The sequence below is a fragment of the Burkholderia sp. HMSC10F09 genome (genome assembly GCF_001806955.1).
In the GTDB taxonomy this organism is placed as follows: Bacteria; Pseudomonadota; Gammaproteobacteria; order Burkholderiales; family Burkholderiaceae; genus Burkholderia; species Burkholderia multivorans.
Genome location: NZ_KV786600.1, coordinates 1 through 14524 on the forward strand (window position 1 = coordinate 1; position 14524 = coordinate 14524).

The window sequence follows — 14524 nt, forward strand, 5'->3', positions numbered from 1 at the left end:
CGCGTCGGCGCGCCGCCGCATGCGGCGAGTAGCGCCGCCATCGCGACCGCCGCCGCCCAGCCGGCCGCCCGGCGCCCAAACCACATACAATGTCCGTTCTTGATGGAAACCGCCATGTCAGATTTTCTCGACCAATATCCGATGCTCATCTTCGCGCTGGAAGCCTTTCTCGCGCTCGCCCTGCTGGTTTTCATCGTCGCGTGGACCGCGTCGGGCAGAAAGAAGCACGCCCGCAACAACGACCGTCAGCCGCGCTGATCGCGCCGCGCGCAGCACCGCGCCGCGCCGCGTGCGGCGTCGTGCGCTCAGTGCAGCGTGCGCGGCATGTGCAGCGCGAACTCGTCGATCGGCGCTTCGAAGCGCTCGCCGTCTTCGGCCACGCAGAAATACGCGCCACGCATCGTGCCCACCGGCGTCGCGATCACGGCCCAGCTCGTGTACTCGAACTGTTCGCCCGGCTGCAGCAGCGGCTGGTGCCCGACCACGCCGAGCCCTTTCACTTCCTGCACGTGGTTCTCGCTGTCGGTGATGATCCAGTGGCGCGCGATCAGTTGCGCGGCGACCTGCCCCGTGTTGCGGATCGTCAGCGTGTACGCGAATGCGTATTGACGACGTTCGGGGTCGGATTGTTCCGGCAAGTAGCTGGTTTTCACCGAAACGGTGAACTGATACTGACTCATGGTGTTTCCGCTGGAGGGTAAGGCCCGCGCCGGCGACGTGGACGAAGGACGCGGCAGGCGCGCCGCTTTGGTTCGGCATTCTGCTTGATGCGCAAACGGGCTGCAACCGGACGGCCCGCCGCCGCGCCGCGCCCGGCGGGCGGTAGAATGGCGGTTTTGCGCCGCAGCGTCCCCGCTTCCCTGTCATGACTCAATTCCGCATCGCTCCCAGCATCCTGTCGGCCGACTTCGCGCGGCTCGGCGAAGAAGTCCGCAACGTGGTCGCCGCCGGCGCCGACTGGATCCACTTCGACGTGATGGACAACCATTACGTGCCGAACCTGACGATCGGCCCGCTCGTGTGCGAAGCGATTCGTCCGCACGTGCAGGTGCCGATCGACGTGCATCTGATGGTGCGTCCGGTCGACCGGATCGTGCCGGACTTCGCCAAAGCCGGGGCGAACCTGATCAGCTTCCATCCGGAAGGCTCCGACCACATCGACCGCACGCTGACGCTGATCCGCGATCATGGCTGCAAGGCCGGTCTCGTGTTCAACCCGGCGACGCCGCTGAACTATCTCGATCACGTGATGGACCGGCTCGACTACGTGCTGCTGATGTCGGTGAACCCCGGTTTCGGCGGCCAGTCGTTCATTCCGGAAACGCTGAACAAGCTGCGCGAAGCGCGTGCGCGCATCGACGCGTACACCGAACGCACGGGCCGCGAGATCCTGCTCGAGGTCGACGGCGGCGTGAAGGCGGACAACATCGCGGAAATCGCGGCGGCCGGCGCCGACACGTTCGTCGCGGGCTCGGCGATCTTCGGCAAGCCCGACTACCGAAAGGTGATCGACGAGATGCGCACCGCACTCGCGGCCGTCGAGCGGAGCTGACGCGATGGCTCAGCCGCCGCTTGCCGCACCCGCATCCGCCGCCGAGCCGCCCGCCGCCGAGCCGCCCGCCGCCGGCGATCGCACGATCCGGTTGAGCGCGCCGCGCATCGACGCGGCGCTGATCGATCTGGACGGCACGATGGTCGATACGGTCGACGATTTCACGGCCGGCCTGAACGCGATGCTCGCGAAGCTCGGTGCGCCGGCCACGTCGCGCGACGAAGTGATCGGCTACGTCGGCAAGGGCTCCGAGCATCTGATTCATTGCGTGCTGACGCCGCGCTTCACTGCAGACGAAGTGCGCACGCGCTTCGACGACGCGCTCGCGATCTATCAGGCCGAATACGCGAAGATCAACGGCCGCCACACGCGCCTCTATCCCGACGTCGCGACCGGCCTCGATGCGCTGCGCGCGGCAGGCATCCGGCTCGCGTGCGTGACGAACAAGCCGCACCGCTTCGCGGTCGAGCTGCTCGAGCAATACGGGCTTGCCGATCGTTTCGGCATCGTGCTCGGCGGCGACAGCGTCGCGCGCAAGAAGCCCGATCCGCTGCCGATGCTGGCCGCCTGCGAGGCGCTCGGCGTCGCGCCGCACGTGTCGGTCGCGATCGGCGACTCGGAAAACGACGCGCTCGCGGGCCGCGCGGCCGGGATGGCAACGCTGACGGTCCCGTATGGCTACAACCACGGCAAGCCTATACAAACGATAAATTCGGATGGTATAGTCGATTCGTTGCTGGCTGCGGCTCGCGCGATCGTCGCGCACAACGCCGGCCAGCCAACCGTCTGACTATTTCTTCCATCCGCATGTTTCTGAATAAAAAACGGAGTCTGAGCAGCATCGACCGGGGAGCCTGGCCCTGGCGTCGCTGGTCGCGCTAACCTCTTCGATGAGGTACGCTGAAGCACGTCTTCAGCGCCGTTTTTTATCTCGCTGCGCATCCGCGCGCCGATCGTCGCACCACCCGAGTTCCACCGTGTCCGAACGCCTGCGTTCAGGATCGGCTGGAGGCTCGCGACGTTCACGCTGCGGGCCGCGCCGGCCGGCACCAGGCACTTCAGGATCGACCGCCCTTTCGCCGACGGTAGCCCGCGCAGCGTCAAACGATCCCTGGCGCACGCGCCGCTCGTCCCGAACAGGACCGGAACATGACCGAACTCGAATTCCAATCGCTCGCGAACGAAGGCTATAACCGCATCCCGCTGATCGCCGAAGCGCTCGCCGATCTCGAAACGCCGCTGTCGCTCTACCTGAAGCTCGCGCAACCCGAACGCGCGGGCGCGAACTCCTTCCTGCTCGAATCGGTGGTCGGCGGCGAACGCTTCGGCCGCTACTCGTTCATCGGGCTGCCGGCACGCACGCTCGTGCGCACCCGCAACGGCGTCTCCGAAGTCGTGCGCGACGGCGCGGTCGTCGAGACGCACCACGGCGATCCGTTCGAATTCATCGCGTCGTTCCAGGCGCGTTTCAAGGTCGCGCAGCGCCCGGGCCTGCCGCGCTTCTGCGGCGGCCTCGCCGGCTACTTCGGCTACGACGCGGTGCGCTACATCGAGAAGAAGCTCGCGCACACCGCGCCGCGCGACGATCTCGGCCTGCCCGACATCCAGCTGCTGCTGACCGAGGAAGTCGCGGTGATCGACAACCTCGCCGGCAAGCTGTATCTGATCATCTACGCGGATCCGGGCCAGCCCGAGGCGTACGCCAAGGCGAAGCAGCGCCTGCGCGAGCTCAAGCAGCGGCTGCGCGCGACCGTGCAGCCGCCCGTCACGTCGGCGAGCGTGCGCACCGAGACGTTCCGCGAATTCAAGAAGGACGACTATCTGGCCGCCGTGCGTCAGGCGAAGGAATACATCGCGGCCGGCGAACTGATGCAGATTCAGGTCGGCCAGCGCCTGACGAAGCCCTACCGCGACAATCCGCTGTCGCTGTATCGCGCGCTGCGCTCGCTGAATCCGTCGCCGTACATGTACTACTACAACTTCGGCGAGTTTCACGTGGTCGGCGCGTCGCCGGAAATCCTCGTGCGCCAGGAAAAGCGCGGCGACGACCAGATCGTCACGATCCGCCCGCTCGCCGGCACGCGCCCGCGCGGCAACACGCCCGAGCGCGACGCGGAACTCGCGACCGAGCTGCTGAACGATCCGAAGGAAATCGCCGAGCACGTGATGCTGATCGACCTCGCGCGCAACGACGTCGGCCGCATCGCCGACATCGGCTCCGTGCAGGTGACCGACAAGATGGTGATCGAGAAGTACTCGCACGTGCAGCACATCGTCAGCTCGGTCGAAGGCAAGCTGAAGCCCGGCATGACGAACTTCGACGTGCTGCGCGCGACGTTCCCGGCCGGCACGCTGTCCGGCGCGCCGAAGGTGCGCGCGATGGAGCTGATCGACGAGCTCGAGCCCGTCAAGCGCGGGCTCTACGGCGGCGCCGTCGGCTACCTGTCGTTCTCGGGCGAGATGGATCTCGCGATCGCGATCCGCACGGGCCTGATCCACAACGGCAACCTGTATGTGCAAGCGGCGGCCGGCGTCGTCGCGGATTCGGTGCCCGAATCCGAATGGCAAGAGACCGAGAACAAGGCGCGCGCGGTGCTGCGCGCGGCCGAACAGGTCCAGGACGGCCTCGATAGCGACTTCTGACCGGAGACTGACCATGCTGCTCATGATCGACAACTACGACTCGTTCACCTACAACCTGGTCCAGTACTTCGGCGAACTGGGCGAGGACGTGCGCACCTACCGCAACGACGAAATCACGCTCGACGACATCGCGCGGCTCGACCCCGACGCGATCTGTCTGTCGCCGGGGCCGAGCAATCCGCAGCACGCGGGCATCACGCTCGACGTGCTGCGCGAATTCGCAGGCAAGAAGCCGATTCTCGGCGTGTGCCTCGGCCATCAGGCGATCGGCGAGGCGTTCGGCGGCCGCGTCGTGCGCGCGAAGACCATCATGCATGGCAAGGTGAGCCGCATCGAGACCGACGGCCGCGGCGTGTTCGCCGATCTGCCGAAGCACTTCGACGTCACGCGCTATCACTCGCTCGCGATCGAGCGCGAGTCGCTGCCCGACTGCCTCGAGATTTCCGCAACGACCGACGACGGCGAAATCATGGGCGTGCGTCACAAGACGCTGCCGATCGAAGGCGTGCAGTTTCATCCGGAATCGATCCTGTCCGAACACGGCCATGCGCTGCTCGAGAATTTCCTGAAGCAGGCGCGCGCGGCCGCGCATGCCGCCTGACGGAGCGCGACGATGACGATTACCCCGCAGGAAGCGCTGCAGCGCACGATCGAGCACCGCGAGATTTTCCACGACGAGATGCTGCATCTGATGCGGCTCATCATGCGCGGCGACATGTCGCCGGTGATGGCGGCCGCGATCATCACCGGGCTGCGCGTGAAGAAGGAGACGATCGGCGAGATCGCCGCCGCCGCGACCGTGATGCGCGAATTCGCGAACCACGTCGAGGTGCAGGACAATTCGAACTTCGTCGACATCGTCGGCACGGGCGGCGACGGCTCGCACACGTTCAACATCTCGACCGCGTCGATGTTCGTGACGGCTGCGGCCGGCGCGAAGGTCGCGAAGCACGGCAACCGCGGCGTATCGAGCAAGTCCGGCAGCGCCGACGTGCTGGAAGCGCTCGGCGTCAACATCGACCTGCAGCCCGACCAGGTTGCCGCGTCGATCGCCGAGACCGGGATGGGCTTCATGTTCGCGCCGAACCATCATCCGGCCATGAAGAACATCGCGGCCGTGCGCCGCGAGCTCGGCGTACGCACGATCTTCAACATCCTCGGCCCGCTCACCAATCCGGCCGGCGCGCCGAATCAGCTGATGGGCGTGTTCCACCCCGACCTCGTCGGCATCCAGGTGCGCGTGATGCAGCGCCTCGGCGCGCAGCACGTGCTCGTCGTGTACGGCAAGGACGGGATGGACGAGGTGTCGCTCGGCGCCGCGACGCTCGTCGGCGAACTGCGCGACGGCCAGGTGCACGAATACGAGATCCATCCGGAGGACTTCGGCTTGCAGATGGTGTCGAACCGCACGCTGAAGGTGGAAAATGCCGAGGAATCGCGCGCGATGCTGCTCGGCGCGCTCGACAATCAGCCCGGCGTCGCGCGCGAGATCGTCACGCTGAATGCGGGCACCGCGCTTTATGCGGCGAACGTCGCCGGCTCGATCGCCGACGGCATCCGGCTCGCGCGCGAAGCGATCGCGAGCGGCAAGGCCCGTGCGAAAGTCGACGAACTCGTGCGCTTCACGCAGCAGTTCAAGCGCTGACCCCGTTACGAATCAAGCAGGAACCCCAATGAGCGACATTCTCGACCGAATCATCGCCGTCAAGCGCGAAGAAGTAGCAGCCGCCATGCGCAGCACGCCGCTCGAGGCGCTGAAGCTGGAAGCGTCCGCGCGCGACCGGCGCGACTTCGTCGGCGCGCTGCGCGCCAAGCATGCGGCCGGCCAGCCGGCCGTGATCGCCGAAATCAAGAAGGCGAGCCCGTCGAAGGGCGTGCTGCGCGAGCATTTCGTGCCCGCCGACATCGCCCGCTCGTATGCGGCGCACGGCGCCGCGTGCCTGTCGGTGCTGACCGACGAGCAGTTCTTCCAGGGCGGCGTCCGCTATCTCGAGGAAGCGCGCGCCGCGTGCGACCTGCCGGTGCTGCGCAAGGACTTCATCGTCGACGCGTACCAGATCCTCGAAGCGCGCGCGATGGGCGCGGACGCGATCCTGCTGATCGCCGCCGCGCTCGACACGCCGCTGATGCAGGAGCTCGAAGCGTATGCGCACTCGCTCGACCTCGCGGTGCTCGTCGAAGTGCACGACCGCAACGAAATGGAGCAGGCGCTGACGCTCAAGACGCCGCTGCTCGGCATCAACAACCGCAACCTGCGCACGTTCGAAACCTCGATCCGGGCGACGCTCGACATGCTCGACATGATTCCGCAGGACCGCATCGTCGTGACCGAGTCGGGCATCCTGTCGCGCGCGGACGTCGATACGATGCGCGCGGCGAACGTCAACACGTTCCTCGTCGGCGAGGCGTTCATGCGTGCCGACCAGCCGGGCGAGGAACTCGCACGGATGTTCTTCTGATGGCGATCGAAAAGGAAATCAAGCTCGCGCTGCCGGCGGGCCACGCGCCGGCCGCGCACCGCTTCTTCGAGACGCTGACCGGTGAGCGCGGCCGCGAGATCGCGCTGTCGAACGTCTATTACGACACGCCCGACCTCGCGCTCGCGCGTTCGAAAAGCGCAGTGCGCGTACGCCGCACGCCGCAAGGCTGGCTGCAGACGTTCAAGACGGTCGGCAGCGCCGAACACGGGCTGCACCGCCGCCACGAATGGGAACTGCCGGTGGCCGGCGACGCGCTCGAAGTCGCCGCGCTCGTCGCCGCATGCGACGTGCCGGAAGCCGCCGCCGCGCTGCGTGACGCGGCGCCCGCGCTGCACGCGCTGTTCCGCACGGATTTTTCGCGTACGCTGTGGCGCGTCGCGATCGGCGGTGCGACGGTCGAGGCGGCGGTGGACATCGGCGAGATCGTCGTCCACACGGACCGCGACACGCGCCGCGAACCGATCAGCGAAATCGAACTCGAACTGCTCGACGGCCCGGAAGCGGCGCTCGCGACGCTCGCCGCCGAGCTGCAGCAGGCGCTGCCGGGTCTCGCTCCCGAAAACATCAGCAAGGCGCAGCGCGGCTACCGGCTGCGCGCGCAATAAACCCGCATCACGCATGGCAACCCGCAAGACCTCCCGCACGCCGCTGCAGGCGTCGCTGTTCGACGATCCCGTGCCGGAAACGGCCGAGGCCGACCTCCGGCCCGCTGCGCCGGCCGCTCCCGCAGCCGAGCGCCGGCCGGCCGGCAAGATCGCTGCCGGCGCCGCGGCCGCGCCGCACGCGGGGCGCGACATCCCGCACCTCGCCGCGCAATTCGATGCACTGCCCGCCGTATGGCGCGACGTGCTGAAGCCGTTCATCGACAGCGACGCATATGCGCCGCTATGCCGCTTCGTCGACGACGAACGCGCGGCCGGCAAGACGATCTACCCGACCGACGTGTTCCGCGCACTGCGGCTGACAAGCCCCGACGACGTGAAGGTCGTGATCCTCGGTCAGGACCCTTATCACGGCGACGACCGCGGCACGCCGCAGGCGCACGGCCTCGCATTCTCGGTGCCGCCCGCCGTGCGCACGCCGCCGTCGCTGCGCAACATCTTCAAGGAAATCGCCGCGAACTTCGGCCACGATACGCCGCGCCACGGCTGTCTCGACACGTGGGCGCGTCAAGGCGTGCTGCTGCTGAACACCGTGCTGACGGTCGAGCGCGGCGCGGCCGCGAGCCACGCGAAGCGCGGCTGGGAGCAGTGCACCGATACGCTGATCCGCGAGCTCGCGAACCGTCATCGCGGCCTCGTGTTCATGCTGTGGGGTGCGCACGCGCAGGCGAAGCGTGCGCTGTTCGACGCGAGCGCGCACTGCGTGCTCGAGGCGCCGCATCCGTCGCCGCTGTCCGCGCATCGCGGCTTTCTCGGCTGCCGCCACTTCGCGCTCGCGAACGACTATCTGGTCGAGCACGGCCGCACGCCGATCGACTGGCGGCTGCCCGAGGTCGCCGAAACGCTCGCGTAACGGCGGCTGCGCCGCGTCCTGCGTCGGCCGGAATGCAAAGCGCCGCGCCCCTGTCGGGACGCGGCGCTTTCTGCTTTCAGATCAAGCCGCGGGCGTGCGACGCCCGCGTCCAACCCTTACGCAGCGGCGATCGCCTCGCGTGCACCGGCCAGCGCCGCGCTCTGCGCTTCCGGCCCCATGTTCAGGCCTTCCGCGTAGATGAAGCTCACGTCGGTCATGCCGACAAAGCCGAGGAACGAACGCAGATACGGCGTCTGGCTGTCGTGCGGGGTGCCCGCGTACTTGCCGCCGCGCGCCGATACGACGTACACCTTCTTGCCCTTGATGAGGCCTTCCGGGCCGTTCTCGGTGTAGCGGAACGTGACGCCGGCGCGGGCGATCCAGTCGAAGTACGTCTTCAGTTGCGAGGAGATGCCGAAGTTGTACATCGGCGCGCCGATCACGATGATGTCGGCGGCTTGCAGTTCGGCGATCAGCGCATCGCTCTTCGCGACGATCGCATTCTGCTCCGCGCTGCGGTTCTCGGCCGGCGTGAAGAACGCGCCGAGCACCGATTCGTCGAGATGCGGCAGACCATCGGCCAGCAGGTCGCGGACCACGACCTTCGCACCGGGATTCGATTGTTGCAGCTTTGCCGTCAGTTCGTTGGACAGCAGCGTGGACTGCGCGCCTTGCGAACGCGCCGCCGAATTGATTTGCAGAATGGTCGTCATGTCAGGCTCCGGTTGGGTTGCGCTTCGGTAGCGCGAGTGACGCCATTGTGCGTGGCCGCATTTGCGTGAAAAAGCGGGCTCAGGGCGACGGATTGTTGCAACAGTAGAACAATTGCGGATCGCGCCCCGATTCCCGCTTCGTCATGCTAGCCCTTCAGCCAGGCTTCGCGCGCCTTCAGCAACGCGGCCGGTCTCGCGGCGGCCGTCAGCCGGTAGCGCGACACCTCCGGGCCGTCGAGCTTCAGTTTCGCGGTGCGCAGTTCGTCGCGGCGGAAGGCGTGGACCTCGACCTTGTCGCCCGGACGGTAGCGCGCGAGCAGCGCATCGAGGTTCGTGCCCGTCACGCGCAACCCGTCCAGCGCGATCAGCGTGTCGCCGGCCGACAGCCCCGCACGATGCGCGGCGCCGCCTTCATAGACGGCTGCGAGCGTGCAGTCGGCGCCGCCGCGCAGACGTGCGCCGATCGACGGTTTCGCGACCGCACCGGGCGCGCCGAGGTCCGGCGCGAGCGTCACGCCGAACGGTGCGAGCAGCTCGGCGAGCGGCAGGTCGCGCGTGCCGTGCACCGCATCGCTGAACAGACGGCCGAGTGCGACGCCGGTCGCTTCTTCGATCAGCGCGGCGACTTCGTCTTCGGCGACGCCCGCCTGCTTGCCGCGATAGAAGTCGCGGCCGTAGCGCTGCCAGAGCAGCCGCATCACGTCGTCGAGCGACTTGCGGTGACGCGTCTGCGCGCGAATCGCGAGATCGAACGCGAGCGCGACGAGCGAGCCCTTCGTGTAATAGCTGACGATCGCGTTCGTCGCGTTCTCGTCCTGGCGGTAGTACTTGATCCACGCGTCGAACGAGCTGTCCGCGACGCTCTGCTTGAGGCGGCCCGTGCCGCGCAGCACGCCGCCGATCGTGCGACCGAGCGCCGCGAAATATTCGTCCTGCGACATCAGCCCGCTGCGCACGAGCATCAGGTCGTCGTAATACGACGTGAAGCCTTCGAACAGCCACAGCAGCGACGTGTAGTTCTCGCGCGTCAGGTCGTACGGCACGAACGCCGCCGGCTTGATCCGCTTCACGTTCCAGGTGTGGAAGTATTCATGGCTGCAGAGGCCGAGATACGTGCGATAGCCTTCCGTCGTTTCCGGGCGGCCCTTCACCGGCAGATCGGTGCGATTGCAGATCAGTGCGGTCGAGGCGCGATGCTCGAGGCCGCCGTAGCCGTCGCTGACCGCGAGCGTCATGAACACGTAGCGATCCATCGGCGCCTTCTTCGACTTCGGCTCGAACAGCGCGATCTGCGCTTCGCACACGCGCTTCAGGTCCGTGCGCAGCCGTTCCATGTCGAGCTGCGTCACGCGCCCGGCGATCACGATGTCGTGCGGCACGCCGTGCGCGTCGAACGTCGCGAGCGCGAATTCGCCGATCGTGACGGGATGGTCGACGAGTTCGTCGTAGTTTGCCGCGCGATAGGCACCGAAGCCGTAGCGCTTCGTGCCGCGGGCCTCCGGCAGCGCGGTCGCGACGCGCCATGCGCGAAACACGTCGCCGGCCGGTTTCGCGATGTCGACTTCGCACGGCGCATCGTCGCGGCCCGCGACGTTCAGGAACACCGCGGTGCCGTTGAAGAAACCGCCCGATTCGTCGAGATACGCGGAGCGCACCGACAGATCCCATGCGTAGACGACGTAGCGCAGCGTCAGCGCGCCGCTGACGGGCGCGGCCTGCCACGTATGCTTGTCGGTCTTTGCGATCCGTACCTTGCGGCCGGCGTCGTTGAACGCGTCGAGCGTCACGATGTTGCGCGCGAACTCGCGCACGAGATAGCTGCCCGGAATCCATACGGGCAGCGAAAAGCGCTGGCCGTCGGGATCGGGATCGGAAACCGTCACCGTCACTTCGAACAGGTGGGCGGCAACGTCTTTCGGGACAATTGAATAGCGGATCGGCTGGTTCATCGTGGCAATCGGTCGAACTGCGGCTGCGGAAACGAAGAGAGGCGCCGGCAGGCATCGCGGGCGCCCCTCGCTGGCCGGGCGCGCGGCCCGGCATGTCGGTCGGTTACTTGCTCGACGCGAGCGCCTGGTTCAGCTGGTCGGCCGACACCGCGCCCGGCAGGCGGCGGCCGTCCGGCAGGAAGATCGTCGGCGTGCCCGTCACGTTCATGCCGCGGCCGAGCGCGAGATTCTTGTCGAGCGCGCTCGTGTCGCAGTTGCCGGCGCCGGACGGCGCACGATGATCGAGCATCCAGCTCTGCCACGTCTTCGCGCGATCGGTCGCGCACCAGATCGCCTTCGACTTCGCGGTCGAATCGGGCGACAGCACCGGATACAGGAACGTGTACACGGTGACGTTGTCGACCGACTGCAGCGTGGTTTCGAGACGCTTGCAATACGGGCAGTTCGGATCGGAGAACACGGCTATCTTGCGCGCGCCGTTGCCCTTCACGACCTTGATCGCGTTGGCGAACGGCAAGCTCGTGAAGTCGATCTTGTTGAGCTCCGACAGGCGTGCGTCGGTGAGGTTCTTGTGCGTCTTCGCGTCGACGAGATCGCCGAGCAGCACGTAGTCGCCCGCCGCATCGCTATAGATGATCTGCGAGCCGAGGTTCACTTCGTACAGCCCCGCGACCGGCGATTTCGACACGCTCTTGATCGGTGCGTCGTTGCCGAGACGCGCTTGCAGCGTGGCTTTCAGCTTGTCGGTGGCCTGATCGGCCTGCGCAGTGCAGCCGAGCGCCGCCATCGTGACGGCCAGCGCCAGCGAGGCGATGCGGATCGTTTTTTTCATCGAGTTGTTCCTTCAGCTCTATCGGAATGCACGGCACAGTGTACGCCGTAACGGAACCGAGTCCGACCGGCGATGCGGCCGAAGGTTCGCTCAACCGAGCGCGGCGGATACCAGCCAGCGCTTCACGAGCGGCTGCGCGCCGACGAACGCCATGCCCGCATTGCGCACGGCCTTCGCGAACGAACCGGGCACGGCGAACAGCCGCTGCAGGCCGTCGGTCGCGACCATCAGCGCGCGGATGTCCTCGCGGCGCGAACGCTCGTAGCGGCGCAGCAGCACCGTATCGCCGAGGTTGCGGAAGCTTTCCTTGTTCGCGATCGCATCGGCGAGCGCGGCGACGTCGCGCAGGCCGAGGTTCATCCCCTGCCCCGCGAGCGGATGGATCAGATGCGCGGCATCGCCGACGAGCGCGACGCGCGGCGCGATCAGCTTGTCGACGGTCTGCAGCGCGAGCGGGAAACCGGCGGCCGGCGTCACGCATTCGAGCGTGCCGACCTGCGCGTGCGACACGCGCTCGACTTCGGCCGCGAGCTGCGCGGGGTCGAGCGCGAGCAGCTCGTCCGCGTGCGCGGTGTGCGCGGACCACACGAGCGACACGTGGCCGTCGGGCAGCGGCAGCAGCGCGACGATTTCGCCGTCGCGAAACCATTGATACGCGGTTTCGCGGTGCGGCAGCGACGCCTTGAAGTTCGCGACGACGCCCGTCTGCCGGTAATCGCGCCGCTCGACGCGCGCGCCCATCTGCGAACGTACCCACGAGTGTGCGCCGTCCGCGCCGACGACGAGATCGGCTTCGAGCACCTGCCCCGACGACAAGGCGAGCACGGCCGCGTCGTCGCGCACGTCGAGGCCCTGCGCGCGCGCGTCGAACCAGGTCAGGTTCGGCTGGAAACGCAGCGCGGCGTCGAGCGACGTCTCGATCAACGACGATTCGGCGATCCAGGCGAGCTGCGGCACCGACGCCTGATAGGCGGAAAAATGCAGCTCGGCGTGCGCATCGCCGTACACGCGCATGTCATAGACGGGCGCGAGCCGGCCGTGATCGAGCGCCTGCCAGACGCGCAGCCGCTCGAGCAGCGCCTGCGAGCTGGACGACAGCGCATACACGCGCGTATCGAACGCGAGATCGGCCGGCCGCGGCGTGACCGGCTGCGCGAGCAGCGCGGTCTTGTAGCCGGACTGGGTCAGCGCGAGCGCGGCCGTCTTGCCGACGAGCCCGCCGCCGACCACGGCGACGTCGAAGGTATGGTGGACAGTCATGGCGGGCATTATAGCCGCGGGGCCAAACCCTTACGCGGCCGGACTTTGCGGGAAATCAGCGGAATCGCGGCGCGCGGCGGCGCGACCGGCCGCCGCACGCGGGCGGTTGCTGCGCCGCGCGCACGTCGATTGGGGGCGTGTGGTGGGGGCGGGGGCGCTGGCGGCAGCAGCGGCGGTGGCCGCGGTGGCCGCGGTGGCAGTGGTGACGGTTGTGACGGTTGTGACGACGGTGACGGCGTGATGGCGGCGGCGCCGGCGGCCGCGCCGGAGCGCTCCGCAGCCGGAAACCGGCGCGTCGGCACGGTACAATAGCGTCTTTGAACGCCGGCCCGTCGCGCTGCCCAGCGCCGGCCGCCCTCTTTGTCCCGCGCCGCCGCGCCCTGCCCGGCCGCGCCGCTTCATCCGTTCGAAGGATTCCATGAGCCTCAAATGCGGCATCGTCGGCTTGCCCAACGTCGGCAAGTCCACTCTGTTCAATGCGCTGACCAAGGCCGGCATCGCCGCCGAGAACTACCCGTTCTGCACGATCGAGCCGAACGTCGGCATCGTCGAAGTGCCCGACGCGCGCCTGAAGGCGCTCGCCGAAATCGTGAAGCCCGAGCGCATCGTGCCGGCCGTCGTCGAGTTCGTCGACATCGCGGGCCTCGTCGCCGGCGCGAGCAAGGGCGAAGGCCTCGGCAACCAGTTCCTCGCGAACATTCGCGAAACCGATGCGATCACGCACGTCGTACGCTGCTTCGAGGACGACAACGTCGTCCACGTCGCGGGCAAGGTGAGCCCGATCGACGACATCGAGGTGATCAACACCGAACTCGCGCTCGCCGATCTCGGCACGGTCGAGAAGGCGCTCGCGCGCTATTCGAAGGCCGCGAAGTCCGGCAACGACAAGGAAGCGGCGAAGCTCGTCGCGGTGCTCGACAAGGTGCGCGCGCATCTGGACCAGGGCAAGGCCGTGCGCGGCCTCGCGCTGTCCGACGACGAGCAGGCGCTGCTCAAGCCGTTCTGTCTGATCACGGCGAAGCCGGCGATGTACGTCGCCAACGTGAAGGACGACGGTTTCGAGAACAACCCGCACCTCGACGCGGTGCGCAAGTACGCGGAAAGCGAGAATTCGCCGGTGGTCGCGGTGTGCGCGGCGATCGAAGCGGAAATCGCCGATCTCGACGATGCCGACAAGGAAGCGTTCCTCGCCGACATGGGCATGTCGGAGCCGGGTCTCGATCGCGTGATCCGCGCCGGCTTCAAGCTGCTCGGGCTGCAGACGTACTTCACCGCGGGCGTGAAGGAAGTGCGCGCGTGGACGATCCACATCGGCGACACCGCGCCGCAGGCGGCCGGCGTGATCCACACCGACTTCGAGCGCGGCTTCATTCGCGCGCAGACGATCGCGTTCGACGATTTCATCGCGTACAAGGGCGAGCAAGGCGCGAAGGAAGCCGGCAAGATGCGCGCGGAAGGGAAGGAATATGTCGTGCACGACGGCGATGTGATGAACTTCCTGTTCAACGTCTGAGCGTCGTTTCGATGCTGCCGTGAGAAAGCCCGCTCGATGCGGTAATGCCGTTCAGTTAAGCAACTGA

14 protein-coding genes and 1 pseudogene are annotated in these 14524 nt (G+C 67.4%); 9 read left to right on the plus strand and 6 right to left on the minus strand.

Translation table 11 applies throughout. The features are described 5' to 3' along the window. Positions 1 to 194 (minus strand): annotated as a pseudogene (locus HMPREF3115_RS32230) (murein transglycosylase); the annotation flags it as partial. Between the two features lie 111 nt (positions 195 to 305). After that, positions 306 to 680 (minus strand): Co2+/Mg2+ efflux protein ApaG, encoded by a 375-nt coding sequence (gene apaG, locus HMPREF3115_RS06835; RefSeq protein ID WP_006400465.1) that lies wholly within the window; start codon positions 678 to 680, stop codon positions 306 to 308. Between the two features lie 185 nt (positions 681 to 865). On the opposite strand from apaG, the gene rpe reads away from it, so the two are divergent. From rpe to HMPREF3115_RS06875, 8 genes are all read left to right on the plus strand, one after another. Further along, positions 866 to 1552: a ribulose-phosphate 3-epimerase gene (gene rpe / locus HMPREF3115_RS06840; protein WP_070553855.1), complete on the plus strand. Its 687-nt coding sequence runs from the start codon at positions 866 to 868 to the stop codon at positions 1550 to 1552. Between the two features lie 4 nt (positions 1553 to 1556). Next, entirely contained in the window at positions 1557 to 2342 is a 786-nt protein-coding gene (locus tag HMPREF3115_RS06845) for a phosphoglycolate phosphatase (protein WP_070553857.1), read from the plus strand. A 359-nt stretch (positions 2343 to 2701) separates the two neighbouring features. After that, a complete protein-coding gene (trpE, locus tag HMPREF3115_RS06850; protein ID WP_006406907.1) occupies positions 2702 to 4195 on the plus strand; it encodes an anthranilate synthase component I in 1494 nt (497 codons plus the stop codon). 13 nt (positions 4196 to 4208) lie between these two features. Beyond that, positions 4209 to 4796: an anthranilate synthase component II gene (locus tag HMPREF3115_RS06855; protein ID WP_006400469.1), complete on the plus strand. Its 588-nt coding sequence runs from the start codon at positions 4209 to 4211 to the stop codon at positions 4794 to 4796. A gap of 12 nt (positions 4797 to 4808) precedes the next feature. Continuing rightward, on the plus strand, positions 4809 to 5840 hold the full coding sequence (gene trpD, locus HMPREF3115_RS06860) for an anthranilate phosphoribosyltransferase (RefSeq protein WP_006406908.1): 1032 nt from the start codon (positions 4809 to 4811) through the stop codon (positions 5838 to 5840). 28 nt (positions 5841 to 5868) lie between these two features. Next, positions 5869 to 6654, plus strand: a complete 786-nt coding sequence (trpC, locus tag HMPREF3115_RS06865; RefSeq protein ID WP_006406909.1) for an indole-3-glycerol phosphate synthase TrpC — start codon at positions 5869 to 5871, stop codon at positions 6652 to 6654. Next, positions 6654 to 7280 carry a CYTH domain-containing protein gene (locus tag HMPREF3115_RS06870; RefSeq protein WP_006406910.1) on the plus strand — a complete coding sequence of 209 codons (627 nt, stop codon included), beginning with the start codon at positions 6654 to 6656 and terminating at the stop codon, positions 7278 to 7280. Before trpC ends, HMPREF3115_RS06870 begins: the two co-directional genes overlap by 1 nt. Before the next feature lie 13 nt (positions 7281 to 7293). Next, entirely contained in the window at positions 7294 to 8190 is an 897-nt protein-coding gene (locus tag HMPREF3115_RS06875; RefSeq protein WP_070553859.1) for a uracil-DNA glycosylase, read from the plus strand. Positions 8191 to 8306: 116 nt separating this feature from the next. Here the strand turns inward: HMPREF3115_RS06875 and HMPREF3115_RS06880 are convergent, their stop codons facing one another. The 4 genes from HMPREF3115_RS06880 to HMPREF3115_RS06895 form a co-directional block, all read right to left on the minus strand. Beyond that, positions 8307 to 8903, minus strand: coding sequence for an FMN-dependent NADH-azoreductase (locus HMPREF3115_RS06880; protein ID WP_006400474.1), 597 nt, complete (start codon positions 8901 to 8903; stop codon positions 8307 to 8309). 146 nt (positions 8904 to 9049) lie between these two features. Further along, positions 9050 to 10852, minus strand: a complete 1803-nt coding sequence (locus tag HMPREF3115_RS06885; RefSeq protein WP_006406912.1) for a M61 family metallopeptidase — start codon at positions 10850 to 10852, stop codon at positions 9050 to 9052. Positions 10853 to 10955: 103 nt separating this feature from the next. Next, positions 10956 to 11684, minus strand: coding sequence for a DsbC family protein (locus HMPREF3115_RS06890; RefSeq protein ID WP_065494279.1), 729 nt, complete (start codon positions 11682 to 11684; stop codon positions 10956 to 10958). Between the two features lie 90 nt (positions 11685 to 11774). Next, positions 11775 to 12953, minus strand: coding sequence for a UbiH/UbiF family hydroxylase (locus tag HMPREF3115_RS06895; RefSeq protein ID WP_012214205.1), 1179 nt, complete (start codon positions 12951 to 12953; stop codon positions 11775 to 11777). A gap of 409 nt (positions 12954 to 13362) precedes the next feature. Here HMPREF3115_RS06895 and ychF point away from each other — a divergent pair, with 409 nt between their 5' ends. Further along, entirely contained in the window at positions 13363 to 14457 is a 1095-nt protein-coding gene (gene ychF, locus HMPREF3115_RS06900; RefSeq protein ID WP_006406916.1) for a redox-regulated ATPase YchF, read from the plus strand. The last annotated feature ends 67 nt before the right edge of the window (positions 14458 to 14524 follow it).